This window comes from Cnuibacter sp. UC19_7, assembly GCF_042699995.1.
Classification (GTDB): Bacteria; Actinomycetota; Actinomycetes; order Actinomycetales; family Microbacteriaceae; genus Cnuibacter.
In genome coordinates this window covers 882,537-898,486 of record NZ_CP170560.1, presented here as the reverse complement: position 1 = coordinate 898,486, position 15,950 = coordinate 882,537, and the positions used below count along the sequence as shown (strand labels likewise).

Below are 15,950 nucleotides of genomic sequence, written 5' to 3'. Positions count from 1 at the left end.
CCTGACATGGCACGTCTGCTGAGGATGCCCGGCGTCTCCGCCGACTCCGACGAGGCCGCGCTCGAGGGCTGGACCGTCCAGGTCGGCGCGACGCTCGCCTCGGGCGACACCATCGCCTCGGTCGAGACCGAGAAGGCCGTCGTCGACATCGACGTCGACGAGGACTCGATCGTCCACGCCCTGCTCGTCGACTCCGGCGCCATGGTGCCGGTCGGCGACCCGATCGCCGTCCTGCTCGCGCCCGGCGAGCCGGCCAGCGCCGGGGAGGAGCTCGTCCGCGAGCTCAGCGGCGGCACCGATCCCACGCTCTCGTCGAGCGCCGACGTCGCGGCGGCTGTCGCGGCGGATGCGGAGGCGGGCGGAGCGGTCACGGGCCTGCCCGAGGCCGAGGAGGCCGAGACGGTGCAGGGCATCGTCCCGGTCGAGGCCCCGGCCCAGACACCCGCGGCCGAACCCGTGGCGGCCCCCGCGGCGACACCCGCGCCCGCCGAGCCGGCCCGGCCCGCCACCGCGTCGGGCGGGGGACAGGATGCGGCGGACGACGCTCCCGCCACGTCGGCGCCGGACGCCGGTTCAGGTGAGCGGCGGTTCGCCAGCCCGCTGGCGCGCCGTCTGGCCAAGGAGCTCGGGGTCGACATCGCGTCGCTCACCGGATCCGGCCCCGGTGGCCGCATCGTCCGTGACGACGTGAAGGCCGCGGCCGAGTCGGCACCGGCCTCCGGTCAGGCGGCCGCCCCCGCCGCGCCCGCACCTGCTCCCGCCTCCGACGCCTCCACCGCGGCGGCTCCCGCGCCCGGGGCGAAGCCCGCGACGCTGCCCGACGGGGCGACCTCCGAGCCGCACTCGAGGCTGCGGAAGCTCATCGCGTCGCGTCTGCAGGAGTCGAAGCGCACCGCCCCGCACTTCTACCTGACGAAGCACCTCGACGTGACGGCGCTGCTCGAGCTCCGTGCACAGGTCAACGCCCAGTCGACGGTCCGCGTGTCGGTGAACGACTTCTTCGTGAAGGCGGCGGCGAGGGCGCTGATCGACGTGCCCGAGATGAACGTGATCTGGACCGACGAGGCCGTGGTCTCGTTCCCGACCGCCGACGTCTCGGTCGCGGTGGCGAGCGAGCGCGGACTGGTCACCCCGACCATCCGGAGCATCGAGAGCCTGTCGCTGTCGAGCCTGTCGGCGAAGATCAAGGATGCGGTCTCCCGCGCCAACGCCGGGAAGCTCCAGCAGTCGGAGCTCGAGGGCGGCACGCTGTCGATCTCGAACCTCGGCATGTTCGGCGTCGACGAGTTCGCCGCGATCATCAACCCGCCGCAGGCGGCGATCCTCGCCATCGGGGCGGCACGCCGGCAGCCGGTCTTCGCCGAGGACGGCAGCGTCGTCCCGGCCGACATCGTCACCGTCACGCTCTCGGTCGACCACCGTCCGGTCGACGGGGCGATCGCCGCGCGCTGGCTGGCCCGCCTCGCCGAGCTGGTGGAGAACCCGATGCAGATCCTGCTCTGACCCCCTCATCCGGGTGCGCAAGCGCATCCGGACCCCGAGACGACGAAGGCCCCCTCCCGTGCGGGAGGGGGCCTTCGTCGTGGGACCGGCGCTCAGACGAGCTTCGAGTGGTCGCCGAGGCTGTGCCAGGTGCGGTTGTGGTACACCAGCGGCTGCGCCTCCGCGGCGTCGGCGCTGTGGTCGCCCGCGGGCGGCGCGTGTGTCTCGAGCGCTTGCACGGCGACCACGGTGGAGGCGCCTACCTCCATCTGGTTGACGACCTCGCCGCGGATCCAGGCGTGCGCCGCGGGGAAGTAGGGCTCGCCGGTGGGGAGCCGGCTCCAGATCGACGTGTCGGCGAAGCGGTCGATCCCGCTCGTCGCTCCGAGCTTGGCGATGTCGAGCTGGCCGGCGCCGAGGAGGTGCACGACGACGGTGGCCGCGCGGCGGATCGTCGGCGTCGAGGAGGAGTGCTCGGACACCGAGAACACCAGCACCGGGGGCTCTGCGCTCACCGAGAACACGCTCGTCGCGGTGAGGGCGACCGGGCCGTCGCCCGCATCCGCCGTGATCACCGCCACGCCGGCGGGGTGGTTGCGGAAGGCTGCCTTGAACTGCTCCGGGGTCACCGACGACGGGGTCGGATGCGGGACCAGCCGATGCTCATCACTCGTCACCATCCGATCCTAGGACGGGCGCGACGTACCTCTGCCACGCCCAGACACACGACGACACGGCACCGAATGCGACGGCGACCACGATCGGGATCCACATGCGACCGGATCCGGCGACGGCGGGCAGGAGGAGTGCGGCGAGCCCGCCGAACGAGACCACGCCGACGCCGGCCCATATCGCCGGCGACCAACGCAGGAGCGCGCGGCCGGGGGAGGAGCCGAGCGGGAGGGCGAGCGCGGAGGCCGTGCCGAACGAGGCCAGCGCGGTGACGGTGAGCACCTCGGTGAGCCACGCGCCCGCGGCTCCGCCGACCGGAGGCACGAGAGACAGGACGACCCAGGCGGCGGCGCCGAGAGCGAGGAGAGGGACGAGCTGGGCGACCGCGAGCCGACCCCGGTCGACGCGACCGGTGGCGACAGGCACGGCGAGCGCGACGACGAGGCCGACCACGAGCGCGGGGTCGAGACCGGCCAGCCGCGAGAGCACCGCACCGGCGGCGGAGACCAGCAGCAGGGCAGGGGCGAGGCGGATGGTGATGGCGGCACCGAGCACACGTCGGCCAGCGAGAGCGGCGGGCACCGTCGCGGCGGCGTTCACGATCGCCAGCGCGGTCACCGCGGCGAGGAAGAGGCGGAGGTAGGCGGGCTGGCCCAGCACGGGGACCGAGAGCACCGAGACCGCGGCCGACGCGAGGAGGGCTCCGGCGCCGACGATGAGGGGTGAGACGGCGAGGTCGGGGGCCCGCTCGAACTCGTACCGCGAGCGGTTGCGCCCGGTCAGTCGTGCGGCCAGGCGGGCACGTCGTCCGTCGCCCGCCCGGTCGAACGTGCCGAGGGCTCCGGCGAGCAGGCGCGCGGGGAGTGCCACGACCGCGACCACGAAGCCGCCCGCGAGGAGGGCGACGAGCCACGTCGAGGCCGATCCCGAGCCGAGCAGCGGCGACAGCGCGGTCGTGAACTGCGTCGCGTCGGCCCACGTGCCCTGCGAGCGCTCGAGTCCGCCCGGGGCGCCCGGTACGGAGGGGACCGGCTCCCCGGGGGTGGGCGCAGCGGCGGGCGGGGGTGCGGCGGCGTCGGGCGGAGTCGGCGACGAGGGATCGGCGGGCGTGCTCGGCGTGGTGGGCGCGGGAGTGCCGGGCGCCGTCCCCGTGGTGGCGCCGAAGAGCAGGCTGATCGGGGCGGACTGCACGCTGACGTTGCCCGCCGCATCCTGCTGCAGCACGACGACGCGATACGTGCCCGCGGGCACCTCCGATGCCGTGCACGACCATGCGCCGCCCGACACGGGGACCTGGCAGAGCACGTAGGCGTCGGCGAAGACCGACACCGCGGAGCCGTCCTCACCCGTGCCGGTGAACACAGCGCCCGAGGCGGGCAGGGCGGCATCGGCGCCGGGCGAGGTCAGCACGGGGGCGGCCGGAGCGGTGGCGTCGAGCGTGATGGCGGTGGCCGCGCTCTCCGGGGAGGCGCCGCCGCTCCACGGCGTCTCCTGCCAGGCGCGGACCGTGTGCGGCCCGTCGGGCAGGCCGCCGAGCGGGCACGACCACGCGCCCGATCCGTCGGCGACACCCTGGCAGGTCGCGCCGTCGGCGGCCGCGGTCACCGTGGCCCCGGGGTAGGCGGTGCCGCGCAGGGCTCCGTTGGTGAGGGGGCCACGCGGCCCGCCGGTGACGGTGGGCGGGGTGAGGACGGCGATCGACACCGAGGCGGTCTGCGACTGGCCGTCGCCCTGCACGCCGTCGTCCTGGGTCACGATGAGCGTCGTCGACGGAGAGGAGGCGAGGCCGTCGACCTCGCAGGTCCACGATCCGTCGTCGCCGACCGTGGTGGTGCAGAGCGCGGCACCGCCCGTGGAGACGGCGAGGGGGGAGCCGGGCTCTCCCCGGCCGCGGACGGAGACGGCTCCAGGTGAGACGAACCCCGCGGCGGGCGCTGAGATGGCGGGGGCCACGGCCCCGGGCGGCGGGGTGGTGTCGCCCGGCGGTGTGGGGTCGGGGGTGGTCGGCGCCGGAGCCGTGGGCGTCGCATCGCTCGGCGTCGCGTCGGTCTGTGCGGTGTCTTCGGACGTCACGTCATCCGACGTCGCGTCGGCCGGTGCCGACGCGGCCCACGAGGATGCGCTGGAGGGCGCGGCGGTCGCCGGTGCAGCGGCTCCACCCAGGGCCACGGTGCTCAGCGCAGCCGAGGCGCAGACACCCAGGAGCACCACCGCGGTGAGCCGTCGGAGCGCGTCCGGGATCGACCGACTCGCGGAGTCGCGGTCGCGCGACACCGCCGTCGTCCCACTCTGTCGCGTCTCCGGCACCTCCTCCTTCCTAGGGAAGATCGCGGGGCAAGTCAAAGCCCATGCGGGCGGTTCGCACGAAATCCTCACCTGGCCATGGACGCGGAGCGCTCCGCGAGGGCATACTTGCCCGACTGGGACGCTTGACCCAGTCGGCGCGTCGCAGCGCCGCTCCGCGGGGAGGTGATCGGCGTGGCGCACATGGCCGTGCAGGAGCGCCGCGCGCGCCTGATCCGCTCCGCGTTCACGGTCATCGCCGAGCGCGGGATCGCGGGGGCCACCACCCGGGCGATCACCGCCGAGGCGGGCATGGCCCTGGCGAGCTTCCACTACGCCTTCTCGTCCCGCGACGAGCTGCTGAGCACCCTCATCGCCGAGGCGGTCGAGTCGGAGACGAGTGTGCTCGACGTGCCGACGGGCGTCGACGCCCCGCTCGAGGACGTGCTCGTCGCGGGCCTCCGCGCCTATCTCGAGGGCCTCAAGGCCGACCCGCACCGGGAGCGCGCGATGCTCGAGCTCACCCAGCACGCGGTCCGAGACCCCGACACCCGCGCCCTCGCGGTGCGGCAGTACGAGAGGTACCGGATGCTCGCCCGTCGCTCGCTCGAGGCCGCCGCCGAGCGCACGGGCTCGGAGTGGCTCGATCCGGTCGACGTCCTGGCCGCGCAGCTCGTGGCGCTCACCGACGGACTCACGTTGGGCTGGCTCGTCGACGAGGACGACGCGCGGGCCGAGGCGACCATCCGCTTCGCCGCCCGGTCGCTCGCGGCGCGGGCTCGACGTGCCGAAGCTCGATCGGTGCAGTCGCGGTCGACGGCGCGGTCCGTGGCGGATGAGGGAAGACGAGGGGAGCGCGGATGACCGCGTCGGACGGCACGGTGAGGGTCGCGGGAGCGGGGTCGGAGCCCCGCACGCGTGTGGGAGGGGGCTGGATCGCGCTGTTCGCCACCGCGTGGCTCGGCGTCTGGATGGCGCAGCTCACCCCGGTGCAGCTGCTCCTGCCCCTCCAGGTGGAGGTGCATGTCGACTCCGGCAGGTGGGTCGACAGCGTGGTCGCGTTCGGGGTGATCAGCGCCATCGCCGGCGCCGCGGCGCTCCTCGCGTTCCCCCTCACCGGCGCGCTGTCCGACCGCACCACCTCGCGGTTCGGCCGCAGGCGCCCGTGGATCGCGGTGGGCGCGGTCGTGTTCGCCGTGGGCCTCGCGGTGCTCGGGCTGCAGGACGGGCTCGTCGGGGTGGGTGTGTGGTGGACCGTCTCGATCGTGGGCTTCTGCATCCTGTCGGCCGCCCTCACGGCGTGCATCAGCGACCAGGTGCCCGTGCTGCAGCGCGGCTTCGTCTCCAGCTGGATCTCGGCCCCGCAGGCGATCGGGCTCATCCTCGGTGTGCTCCTGGCCACGACTCTCTTCACCGGGCAGCTCCTCGGCTACTCCGCCATGGCGATCCTGCTCGTGGTGCTCGTGCTGCCCTTCCTCATCCTGGTCCCGGATGCGCGCCTGGATCCCGCGGATCGGCCGCCCATGACGCTCGCGGCGCTCATAGAGGGGTTCTGGGTGAGCCCGCGCCGGCATCCGGACTTCGGGTGGACGCTGGCCGGGCGCATCCTCGTCAACATCGGCAACGCGCTCGGCACCTCTCTGCTGCTCTACTTCCTCATGTTCGGCCTGAACGACGCGAACGCCGAGGACGACCTGCTGATGCTGATCGTGATCTACACGGTCTTCGTCGTGATCGCCTCGATCGTGTGCGGTCGCCTGTCGGATCGGCTCGCCCGACGTCGGGTGTTCGTGCTGCTCTCCTCGGTGATCCAGGCCTTCGCCGCGCTCCTCCTCGCGTTCCTGCCTCAGCTCGACGCGACCATGGTGGCCGCCGGTCTCCTGGGCGCCGGGTACGGCTGCTTCCTCTCGGTCGATCAGGCGCTCGCCACTCAGGTGCTGCCCGACCCCGCCTCCCGTGGAAAGGACCTCGGAATCATGAACATCGCCACCGCCGTGCCCCAGGCCGTCGCGCCGCTGGTGGGCGCCGGCATCGTCTGGTCGCTCGGGGGCTTCCCCGTGCTCTTCCTCGCCTCGGCGGTGTTCGCTCTGCTCGGGGCGCTCGCCGTCTCCCGGGTGAGGAGCGTCCGATGAGCCCTCGCAAGCCCGGTGCCTCCCCGACGTCCGCGGCGACCGCCACCGCCTCGACCGGCACCGCCTCGACCGGCTCCTCGGACCTGCTCGACCTCACCCGGGCGCCCGCTGTGCCTGGGATCTGGCGCGACGAGCTCCGCTACTGGCCGGCCCTGGCCGAGGCCACGCAGTCGCTCGACACCCCCTACGCCGTCCTCGGGTTCGAGGCGCTCGCCCACAACGCCCACGACATGCTGCGCAGAGCGGCCGGCACGCCCATCCGCGTCGCCTCGAAGTCCATCCGCATCCGGGCGGTGATCGACGCCGTGCTCGCGCTGCCCGGGTATCGCGGCATCCTCGCGTACACGCTGCCCGAGGCGCTCTGGCTCGCCGAGACCCACGACGACGTCGTGGTCGGCTACCCGACCGTCGACCGGGCGGCGCTCGCCGCGCTCGCGGCCGACGAGCGTGCCGCCGCGCGCGTGACGGTGATGATCGACTCCGCCGACCACCTCGACCTCATCGACTCCGTCGTGCCGGCGTCGCGTCGCGCGGCCCCGATCCGGGTGGGCATCGAGCTCGACGCCGCCTTCGTCGCCCCCGGGCTCGGCCACATCGGCGCGTACCGCTCACCCGTGTACGACGCCGCCGATGCGACGGCGCTCGCCCGGGAGGTGCTCGGCAGGCCGGGCTACTCCCTGGTCGGGATGATGGCGTACGAGTCGCAGATCGCCGGCGTGGGCAACCGCCCCCGGGGCAACCCGATCCGAGGGCGGATCCTCGACGTGATCCAGCGGAAGTCGGTGGCCGAGCTGCGCGAGCGCCGGGGCGCCGTCGTCGCCGCGGTGCGCCGGCTCGCCCCGTTGGAGTTCGTCAACGGCGGCGGGACCGGGTCGCTCGAGACGACCGGCGCCGATCCGTCGGTGACCGAGATCGGCGCGGGCAGCGGGCTCCTGGGCGGCCACCTCTTCGACACCTACTCGCGCTTCCGGCCCGCGCCAGCGGCCGCGTTCGCGATGTCGGTGGTGCGGAAGCCGACCCCCGAGATGGCGACCGTGCTGGGGGGCGGTTGGATCGCCTCCGGGCCGCCCGCCCCCGATCGGCTGCCCGAGGTGGTCTGGCCACGCCCCGCGCGCATGGTGCCCCGCGAGATGGCCGGCGAGGTGCAGACGCCCCTCACCGGACGCGGTGCCGCACGCCTGCAACTCGGCGACCGGGTCTGGTTCCGACACACCAAGTCGGGTGAGCTCTCGGAGCACGTCGACCGCTTCGCCGTGGTGGAGGACGGGCGGCTCATCGGCGAGGTCCCCAGCTACCGCGGCGAGGGGAAGGCGTTCTTGTGACGGCGGCGAACGGGGTCTGGCGCAACTGGTCGCGCACCGAGCGGGTGAAGCCCGTGCGGGTGGAGCGCCCGCAGACCATCGGCGCGGTGCAGCGGGCCGTGACCGCGGCGTCGAAGGCGCGGCTCCGTGTGAAGGCCGTCGGCGCCGGGCACAGCTTCACCGGGATCGCGGTCGCGACGGGAGTGCTCCTCGAGCTCGACGAGCTGAGCGGCATCGTCTCGGTCGACCGCGAGCGGATGCGTGTCACGTTCCTGGCGGGGACACGACTCCACGAGGCCGCCCGGCTGCTGCGCCCGCACGGGCTCGCCATGGAGAACCTCGGCGACATCGACGTGCAGACCATCGCCGGGGCGGTCTCCACGGGGACGCACGGCACCGGATCGCGCTTCGGTGGGATCGCCACGCAGGTGGTGGGGGTGACGCTCGTCACCGCCGACGGCGAGCTTCGCCGCATCGACGAGGAGAACGAGCCCGAGCTCCTGCCCGCCGTGGCGCTCTCGCTCGGCGCCCTCGGGGTGATCGTCGAGGTCACCCTGCAGTGCGTGCCGGCGTTCGTGCTCACCGCACTCGAGTGCCCGGCGCCACTGGGCGAGACCCTCGATGATCTCGACGGGATCGTCCAGCGCTCCGACCACTTCGAGTTCTACTGGTTCACCGACACGACGACCGCGGTGACCAAGACGAATCAGCGTCGTCCCGTCGGGGAGCCCACGCGACCGCTGGGCCCCCTCCAGCGCTTCGTCGACGACACGCTCATGGCGAACGGCCTCTACCGGGTCACCTGCGCCGCGAGCTCGATGGTGCCCGCGATCGTGCCCTCGGTGAACCGCCTCGCCGACCGCCTCTGGACCAACCGGGAGTACAGCGACCTCTCGCACCGCGTGTTCGCCACCAAGCGGACCGTGCGGTTCCGCGAGATGGAGTACGCGGTTCCCGCCGAGAGCACCGCCGACATCGTGCGCGCCATCGACGAGCTCACGCGCTCGCGGGGGTGGCACGTCTCGTTCCCGATCGAGGTGCGGTTCGCCGCCGCCGACGACCTCTGGCTGTCGACCGCAAGCGGCCGGCCCAGCGGCTACATCGCCGTCCATCGCTACCACCGCGAGGACCATCGACCGTACTTCGAGGCCGTCGAGGACATCATGCGCGAACACCGGGGGCGACCCCACTGGGGCAAGCTCCACACGCAGGACGCCGCGTCGCTGGCGGACCTGTATCCGCGGCACGCCGACTTCGTCGCCCTCCGCGACCGGATGGACCCCGACCGCCTGTTCACGAACGCCTACCTCGACCGTGTGCTGGGGGAGTGAGGGGATGACGGCCGTGCGCATCCGCGGGCCCCGGCAGGCGAGGACTGCGAGGATGGGGGAGTGATCGACGACGAGCGCCTCGAGCGCGCACGCGCCCTGGCGGCGAGACTCCCCGACGGATTCGTGCTCGGCACCGCCACCAGCGCCTTCCAGATCGAGGGCGCGGTGCGCGAGGGTGGGCGCGGTGAGTCGGTGTGGGATGCCTTCACCCGCGTCCCCGGCGCGATCGCCGGCGGCGCGACCGCCGATGTGGCGGCCGACCACTACCATCGCTACGCGGAGGACGTCGCACTGCTCGCCGACCTCGGCGCCGACTCGTACCGGTTCTCCCTCTCGTGGACCCGGCTCCAGCCCGAGGGGCGCGGCGCGCTGTCGGAGGAGGGCGCCGCGTTCTACGACCGGCTGCTCGACGCCCTGCTCGCCGCGGGCATCCGACCGTTCGCCACGCTCTTCCACTGGGACACCCCCACGGCGCTCCGCGGACGATGGCTCGACCGCGACACCGCGTCGCGCTTCGCCGACCTCGCCTACGCGGTCGGCGAGCGGTTCGGCGACCGCGTCCCCACCTGGGCCACGATCAACGAGCCGGCCACCGTCACACTCGAGGGCTACGCGCTCGGCGTGCACGCCCCCGGGGCGACACGCCTCTTCGGTGCGCTGCCGACCGCCCATCATCAACTGCTCGGCCACGGGCTCGCCACCCAGGCGCTCCGCGCCAGCGCACCCGACGCCCGCCTCGGGATCGTGAACGTCCACACCCCGGTGAGCCCCGCGACCGACTCGGAGGCCGACACCGCGTTCGCCCAGCTGTTCGACGTGCTGCACAACCGGATCTTCACCGACCCCGTGCTGCTCGGCCGATACCCCGACGCACCCGAGGGATTCGAGGCGCTGCTGGGGGCCCTTGCGGTGGATCCCGCCGACCTCGCCACGATCGCCCAGCCGCTCGACTTCCTCGGCCTCAACTACTACATGCCCTCGCGGATCGCCGCCGGCTCCGGATCGGCGTCGACACCGGACGGCGACGCCGAGGCGATGCGGTCGCTGCCGTTCCATCTGGCGCCCTGGCCCGAGTACCCCACGACCGGATTCGGTTGGCCGATCGCGCCCGAGATGCTGGGCACGGCGCTCGACGAGCTCGCCGAACGCTACGGCGAGGCGCTGCCGCCCGTCGTGATCACCGAGAGCGGGGTGAGCCTGCCCGACCGGATCCGCCGTCGCGACGACGGCGCCGTCGAGGTCGCCGACGACCGCCGCATCGACTACATCGACGCGCATCTGCGGGCGGCGCTCGACGCGGTGGCCGACAGCACCCGACCGGCATCGGGGATCGACCTCCGGGGCTTCCACGTCTGGTCGCTGCTCGACAACTTCGAGTGGGCGGCTGGATACACCCAGCGTTTCGGTCTCGTGCACGTCGACTTCAACACCCTCGAGCGCACGCCGAAGCGCTCGTTCGAGTGGTTCCGCGAGGTGTGCCGCAGCCGCTGAGCAATGCTGTGAGGACGCCTCACCACCCCGGGGTGCGCGGAGTAGACCGGTATAGTTGACGCCATGGAGTGGCTCATCCCGGTCATCATCGTCGTCGTCCTCGTCGCCATCATCGGCATCTACCTGTGGGCGACCTACAACTCGCTGGTCACGCTCAACGTGCGTGTCGACGAGGCGTGGAGCGACATCACGGTGCAGCTGAAGCGGCGAGCCGACCTCATCCCGAACCTCATCGAGGCGGTGAAGGGGTACGCCGCGCACGAGAAGGGCGTCTTCGAGAGCGTCACCCAGGCGCGCGCCGAGACGCTGAGCGCTCAGGGGCCGGCCGAGGCGTCCGTCGCCGAGAACCACATGCAGCAGGCGCTGAAGAGCGTGTTCGCGGTCGCCGAGGCGTACCCGCAGCTGCAGGCCAGCCAGAACTTCCTCCAGCTCCAGGGCGAGCTGGTCGACACCGAAGACAAGATCCAGGCCTCGCGCCGCTTCTACAACGGCGGTGTGCGCGAGCTGAACACGAAGATCAAGGTGTTCCCGAACAACATCTTCGCGCGCCAGCTGGGCTTCACCGAGCGCGAGTTCTTCGAGGTCACCGACGTGGCGGCGATCAGCGAGCCGCCGCGCGTGCAGTTCTGACCCGCTGAGGAGGCGTACACCACCCGATGTACCGCGCCATAGCGAAGAACAAGCGCAACACCGTCTTCATCATCGCCGTCTTCCTCCTCATCATCGGAGGGCTGGGCTACCTCGCGAGCCTCATCTACAAGAACACCACGATCGTCATCGTGGTGGTCGTCGTGGCGGCGCTCTACGCGCTGTTCCAGTACTTCATCGCCAGCGGGCAGGCCCTGGCCATGAGCGGCGCGCGAGAGATCCAGAAGGCCGACAACCCGCGGCTCTATCGCATCGTCGAGAACCTCTCGATCACCACCGGCACGCCCATGCCGAAGGTCTACATCGTCGACGACCCGGCCCCGAACGCGTTCGCCACGGGTCGCGATCCGCAGCACGCGATCGTGGCCGCGACCACCGGCCTGCTCGCGATCATGGACGACGCCGAGCTCGAGGGCGTGATGGCCCACGAGCTGGGCCATGTGCGCAACTACGACATCCGCGTCTCGATGGTGGTCTTCGGGCTCGTGGTGGCGGTGGGCTTCATTGCCGACATGCTGCTCCGCCTCACCATCTTCGGTCGGAACAACAACAACAACCCGGTGCTCATGATCGCCGGCCTGATCGCGCTCATCGTGGCGCCCATCCTGGCCACCGTCGTGCAGCTCGCGGTGTCGCGTCAGCGCGAGTACCTGGCCGATGCGACGGGCGCCCTCACCACCCGGCACCCGGATGCTCTGGCCAGCGCCCTCGCCAAGCTCCAGGCCTACGGTCGGCCGATGCAGAAGCAGTCGTCGTCGATGGCGCACATGTGGATCGCCGACCCGATGAAGCCGGGTGTCGTGGCGCGTCTGTTCGCCACGCATCCGCCCATCCCCGACCGCATCGAGCGCCTGCAGAAGATGGGCGGCTCCTTCTAGGAGAGCGCGGCCCGCAGGGCGCCCGTGAGGGTGCCCCACTCGGCGACCTCGATCCGCTCGAGGCCCTGCCAGGCGGCAGCCTGTCGCAGCAGCGCCACGATGCGCGGCAGGTCGTCGTCGATGAAGCCCGGCTCGGCCCAGGCGGACTGCACACGCAGCACACCGGCCTTGCGGTCGCTCTTGAGGTCGATGCGCGCCGGCAGGCGGTCGTCGATGAGCACCGGGAGCGTGTAGTAGCCGTAGACGCGCTTCGGAGCCGGGGTGTAGATCTCGATGCGGTAGTGGAAGTCGTACAGCCGCAGAGCCCGCGCGCGCTCCCAGACGACGGGGTCGAAGGGCGAGAGCAGCGCCGCCGCCTCGATCCGGCGGGGGAGGCGCGCCTCGGTGTGGAGGTAGGCGTCGCGACCCCACCCCGGCACCTGCACGCGGCGCACCTCGCCGGTGTCCTCCAGATCGCGCAGGGCGGTCATCGTATCGGCCGACTTGAGCCGGAAGTAGTCGGCCACGTCGCTCACCGTTCCGATGCCGAGGGCGCGGATGCTCGTCGTCACCAGCTCGCGGATCGCGTCGTCACGCGGAACGCTGCGCTCGAGCACCTCGCGAGGGAGGACCTGCTCGGGCAGCGCATAGGTGCGCTCGAAGCGCGCGCGCGGCGCGGCGACGACGTCGCCCGTCCGGAACAGGGTCTCGAGGCCTCGCTTGACGTCGGACCAGCCCCACCACGGCCCCCGGCGGACGTTCGAGTCGTGCTCCACCTCGCTCGCCCTCATCGGCCCCTTCTCGGCCAGCTCGGACTTCAGCCACTCGAGCATCGCCGGGTTCTGGTTCGGGAACGAGTCGGGCCGGGCCGCATACCAGTCGCGGTACTCCGCCTTCCGCCAGTCGAACAGCGGCAGGTCGGTCACCGGGAAGAAGGCGGCCTCGTGGGCCCAGTACTCCGTCATGGCGGGCCCGGCGAGGATGCGGTCGAGCAGCGGGCGGTCGTAGGCGCCCAGACGGGCCAGGGCCGGCAGATAGTGGCTGCGCTCGAAGACGTTGACCGAGTCGATCTGGAGCACGCCGAGGCGGCGCAGGAACAGGTTGAGCTGCCGCGTTCCGACGACCGCGGGAGGCGGTGATCCGAAGCCCTGAGCGGCCAGGGCGACGCGCCGGGCGAGAGCAGGAGAGAGGCTGTCGGGCGACACGATCCGACCCTATCGGGAGCCGCCGACATGACGACGGACGCTCAGCTTCCGGACCGTAGACTGACTCCATGCCGGAGCCCATGCCGCGACCGTCCCGCCGCCTCAGGGCTGCGGCGCGCGCGCGGGGAGCGGCGGCCGACCCGATCGTCGAGTCGATCCCACGGGGGATGCGCCTGGCCTCGGCCTGGTCGTGGCGGATCCTGCTGGTCGCGGGCGGCCTCGCCCTCCTGCTGTTCCTCATCGCCCAGCTGCGCGAGATCATCGTGCCGCTCCTCGTCGCCGTGGTGCTCGCCGCCCTGCTGGTGCCCTTCAAGAACTTCCTCGTGCGCCACCACTGGCCCCGCTGGGCGGCGATCGTCACGGCGGAGGTCGGCACGCTCGTCGCGGTCGCGGCGCTGATCTACCTCGTGGCGACCCAGGTGTCGGCCGGATTCGGCGACGTGCGAGATCGCGCCGTCGCCTCGTTCATGGACCTGCGCCGCTGGCTCGAGGAGTCACCCCTCCACGTCACCGATCAGCAGTTCGACCAGTACGTCGCCCAGGCCTGGCAGGCGATCCAGGACGACGCATCGTCGCTGGCGCGCAGCGCCCTCAGCGTCGGCACCACCTTCGGGCACGTGCTCGTGGGCGCTCTCCTCGTGCTCTTCGCCACGCTCTTCATCCTCATCGACGGGGAGCGCATCTGGGGCTGGCTCGTCCGTGTCTTCCCCCGTCGCGCCCGGCTCGCGGTCGACGGTGCAGGCAAGGCCGGCTGGAACACCCTCCGCTCCTTCGTGAAGGTGCAGATCCTCGTCGCCCTCATCGACGCCATAGGCATCGCCACGGGCGCCGCGATCCTCGGTGTGCCTCTGGCCATCCCCATCGGCGTGCTCGTCTTCCTCGGGTCCTTCATCCCGATCGTGGGAGCCGTCGTGACGGGGGCGTTCGCGGTCTTCATCGCACTGGTCTACAACGGCTGGGTGATCGCGCTGATCATGCTCGGCGTCGTGCTGCTCGTGCAGCAGGTCGAGGGTCACATCCTGCAGCCGCTCGTCATGGGCACGGCCGTCAAGGTGCATCCGCTCGCCGTAGTGCTCGCCGTCGCAGGCGGTTCGATGATCGCGGGCATCGCGGGGGCGTTCTTCGCCGTGCCCGTGGTCGCCACGCTTAATGTCATGATCAAGTACGTCGCGAGCGGGCAGTGGCGCACCGACGGGCGAGCCCCACGGGCGCCCGCCGCCGACTCCGGCCCGCCGCCGAGGAGCCCCCGACGTCTGCGCACCCGAAGCACGAAGGACACCGCCACCCCATGACCGACACGACGCACGTTCAGGCCGCGCCCACGCTCGAGCAGATGGAGGCCGCCCGCACGCGCGTGAGCGCGGTGGCGAAGGTCACGCCGATGGAGCGGTCGACCTACCTCGCCGAGCTCGTCGGCTCGCCCGTCTTCCTCAAGTGCGAGAATCTGCAGCGCACCGGCTCGTACAAGATCCGCGGGGCGTACAACCGCATCCTCGCCCTCACCGACGAGGAGAAGGCGCGGGGTGTCGTCGCCGCGTCGGCCGGCAACCACGCCCAGGGTGTCGCCTTCGCCGCGCGCGAGCTGGGCATCCACGCCACGATCTTCATGCCGCTGGGCGTCGCGCTCCCCAAGCTCGAGGCGACGCGGGGTTACGGCGCCGACGTCCTGCTCCGAGGTCACACGGTCGAAGAGCCGCTGCGCGCCGCGGCGGAGTTCGCCGAGACGACGGGCGCGGTCTTCATCCCGCCGTTCGATCACCCCGACGTCATCGCCGGCCAGGGCACGCTCGGGCTCGAGATCCTCGACCAGGTGCCCGACCTCGAGACCGTGGTGGTGCCGATCGGCGGCGGGGGTCTCATCGCGGGCATCGCGGCGGCGGTGAAGCAGCGGGCCGCCCGCGAGGGGCGCGAGATCCGCGTGATCGGCGTGCAGGCGGCGAACTCCGCGGCCTACCCGCCCTCGATCGAGGCCGGCGAGCCGGTGCACATCGTCACCCTGCCCACGATCGCCGACGGCATCGCCGTGGCGCGTCCCGGGGTGCTCAACTTCCAGATCATCCGCGACCTCGTCGACGAGGTCGTCACCGTCTCCGAGGCCGACATCGCCCGGGCCCTCGTGGTGCTGCTCGAGCGGGCGAAGCAGGTCGTCGAGCCCGCGGGCGCCGTCGGTGTGGCCGCCGTGCTCGCGGGCGCCGTCCGCGAGACGGGCACGACCGTGGTCATGCTCTCAGGCGGCAACATCGACCCGATGCTCATGCAGCGTGTGATCAGCCACGGCCTGGCGGCCTCCGACCGTTACCTCAAGCTCCGCGTGATGCTGCCCGATCGTCCCGGTCAGCTGGCGCGCACCGCCGAGCTCGTCGCCGAGGCCAACGCCAACGTGGTCGAGGTTCAGCACACCCGCCACGGCAAGGGTCTCCAGATCAGCGAGGTCGAGCTCGAGCTGCACATCGAGGCGCGCGGTCACCATCACCGCGACGAGATCATCGCGAAGCTCGAGGACGCCGGCTACACGGTCCGCGTGGAGCAGTAGCCGGCACCCGTCTCC

Annotated in this window: 13 protein-coding genes; 10 read left to right on the top strand and 3 right to left on the bottom strand. The window is 72.3% G+C overall.

The genetic code is table 11. From position 1 onward, the window contains the following. Positions 1 to 6 precede the first annotated feature (6 nt). The gene (locus ACFJGV_RS04235) at positions 7 to 1,503 is read left to right on the top strand and encodes a dihydrolipoamide acetyltransferase family protein (RefSeq protein WP_378147078.1); all 1,497 of its coding nucleotides are present in this window, start codon (positions 7 to 9) and stop codon (positions 1,501 to 1,503) included. 92 nt (positions 1,504 to 1,595) lie between these two features. Here the strand turns inward: ACFJGV_RS04235 and ACFJGV_RS04230 are convergent, their stop codons facing one another. Then, positions 1,596 to 2,162, bottom strand: coding sequence for a flavin reductase family protein (locus ACFJGV_RS04230; protein WP_378147076.1), 567 nt, complete (start codon positions 2,160 to 2,162; stop codon positions 1,596 to 1,598). Next, on the bottom strand, positions 2,149 to 4,461 hold the full coding sequence (locus tag ACFJGV_RS04225) for an Ig-like domain-containing protein (RefSeq protein ID WP_378147075.1): 2,313 nt from the start codon (positions 4,459 to 4,461) through the stop codon (positions 2,149 to 2,151). Before ACFJGV_RS04225 ends, ACFJGV_RS04230 begins: the two co-directional genes overlap by 14 nt. 180 nt (positions 4,462 to 4,641) lie before the next feature. Between ACFJGV_RS04225 and ACFJGV_RS04220 the strand changes: the two genes are divergently transcribed. The 7 genes from ACFJGV_RS04220 to ACFJGV_RS04190 all read left to right on the top strand — a co-directional run bounded on the left by ACFJGV_RS04220 (position 4,642) and on the right by ACFJGV_RS04190 (position 12,218). Then, positions 4,642 to 5,301, top strand: coding sequence for a TetR/AcrR family transcriptional regulator (locus ACFJGV_RS04220; RefSeq protein ID WP_378148622.1), 660 nt, complete (start codon positions 4,642 to 4,644; stop codon positions 5,299 to 5,301). Beyond that, positions 5,298 to 6,569: an MFS transporter gene (locus tag ACFJGV_RS04215; RefSeq protein ID WP_378147073.1), complete on the top strand. Its 1,272-nt coding sequence runs from the start codon at positions 5,298 to 5,300 to the stop codon at positions 6,567 to 6,569. The genes ACFJGV_RS04220 and ACFJGV_RS04215 overlap by 4 nt, the downstream gene beginning before the upstream one ends. Beyond that, positions 6,566 to 7,891, top strand: a complete 1,326-nt coding sequence (locus tag ACFJGV_RS04210) for an amino acid deaminase/aldolase (RefSeq protein ID WP_378147071.1) — start codon at positions 6,566 to 6,568, stop codon at positions 7,889 to 7,891. Before ACFJGV_RS04215 ends, ACFJGV_RS04210 begins: the two co-directional genes overlap by 4 nt. Then, positions 7,888 to 9,201, top strand: coding sequence for a D-arabinono-1,4-lactone oxidase (locus ACFJGV_RS04205; protein ID WP_378147070.1), 1,314 nt, complete (start codon positions 7,888 to 7,890; stop codon positions 9,199 to 9,201). The genes ACFJGV_RS04210 and ACFJGV_RS04205 overlap by 4 nt, the downstream gene beginning before the upstream one ends. 60 nt (positions 9,202 to 9,261) lie before the next feature. Continuing rightward, positions 9,262 to 10,692 (top strand): GH1 family beta-glucosidase, encoded by a 1,431-nt coding sequence (locus ACFJGV_RS04200; RefSeq protein WP_378147068.1) that lies wholly within the window; start codon positions 9,262 to 9,264, stop codon positions 10,690 to 10,692. A 63-nt stretch (positions 10,693 to 10,755) separates the two neighbouring features. Next, a complete protein-coding gene (locus tag ACFJGV_RS04195; RefSeq protein WP_378147067.1) occupies positions 10,756 to 11,322 on the top strand; it encodes a LemA family protein in 567 nt (188 codons plus the stop codon). Positions 11,323 to 11,348: 26 nt separating this feature from the next. After that, entirely contained in the window at positions 11,349 to 12,218 is an 870-nt protein-coding gene (locus ACFJGV_RS04190) for a M48 family metalloprotease (protein ID WP_378147066.1), read from the top strand. Here the strand turns inward: ACFJGV_RS04190 and ACFJGV_RS04185 are convergent. Continuing rightward, the gene (locus ACFJGV_RS04185) at positions 12,215 to 13,402 is read right to left on the bottom strand and encodes a winged helix-turn-helix domain-containing protein (protein ID WP_378147065.1); all 1,188 of its coding nucleotides are present in this window, start codon (positions 13,400 to 13,402) and stop codon (positions 12,215 to 12,217) included. The two genes, ACFJGV_RS04190 and ACFJGV_RS04185, sit on opposite strands and share 4 nt — an antisense overlap. A 68-nt stretch (positions 13,403 to 13,470) precedes the next feature. Here ACFJGV_RS04185 and ACFJGV_RS04180 point away from each other — a divergent pair, with 68 nt between their 5' ends. Next, on the top strand, positions 13,471 to 14,694 hold the full coding sequence (locus ACFJGV_RS04180) for an AI-2E family transporter (RefSeq protein WP_378147064.1): 1,224 nt from the start codon (positions 13,471 to 13,473) through the stop codon (positions 14,692 to 14,694). After that, complete coding sequence (gene ilvA / locus ACFJGV_RS04175; protein WP_378147062.1) at positions 14,691 to 15,935, top strand: threonine ammonia-lyase; 1,245 nt, start codon at positions 14,691 to 14,693, stop codon at positions 15,933 to 15,935. Before ACFJGV_RS04180 ends, ilvA begins: the two co-directional genes overlap by 4 nt. The last annotated feature ends 15 nt before the right edge of the window (positions 15,936 to 15,950 follow it).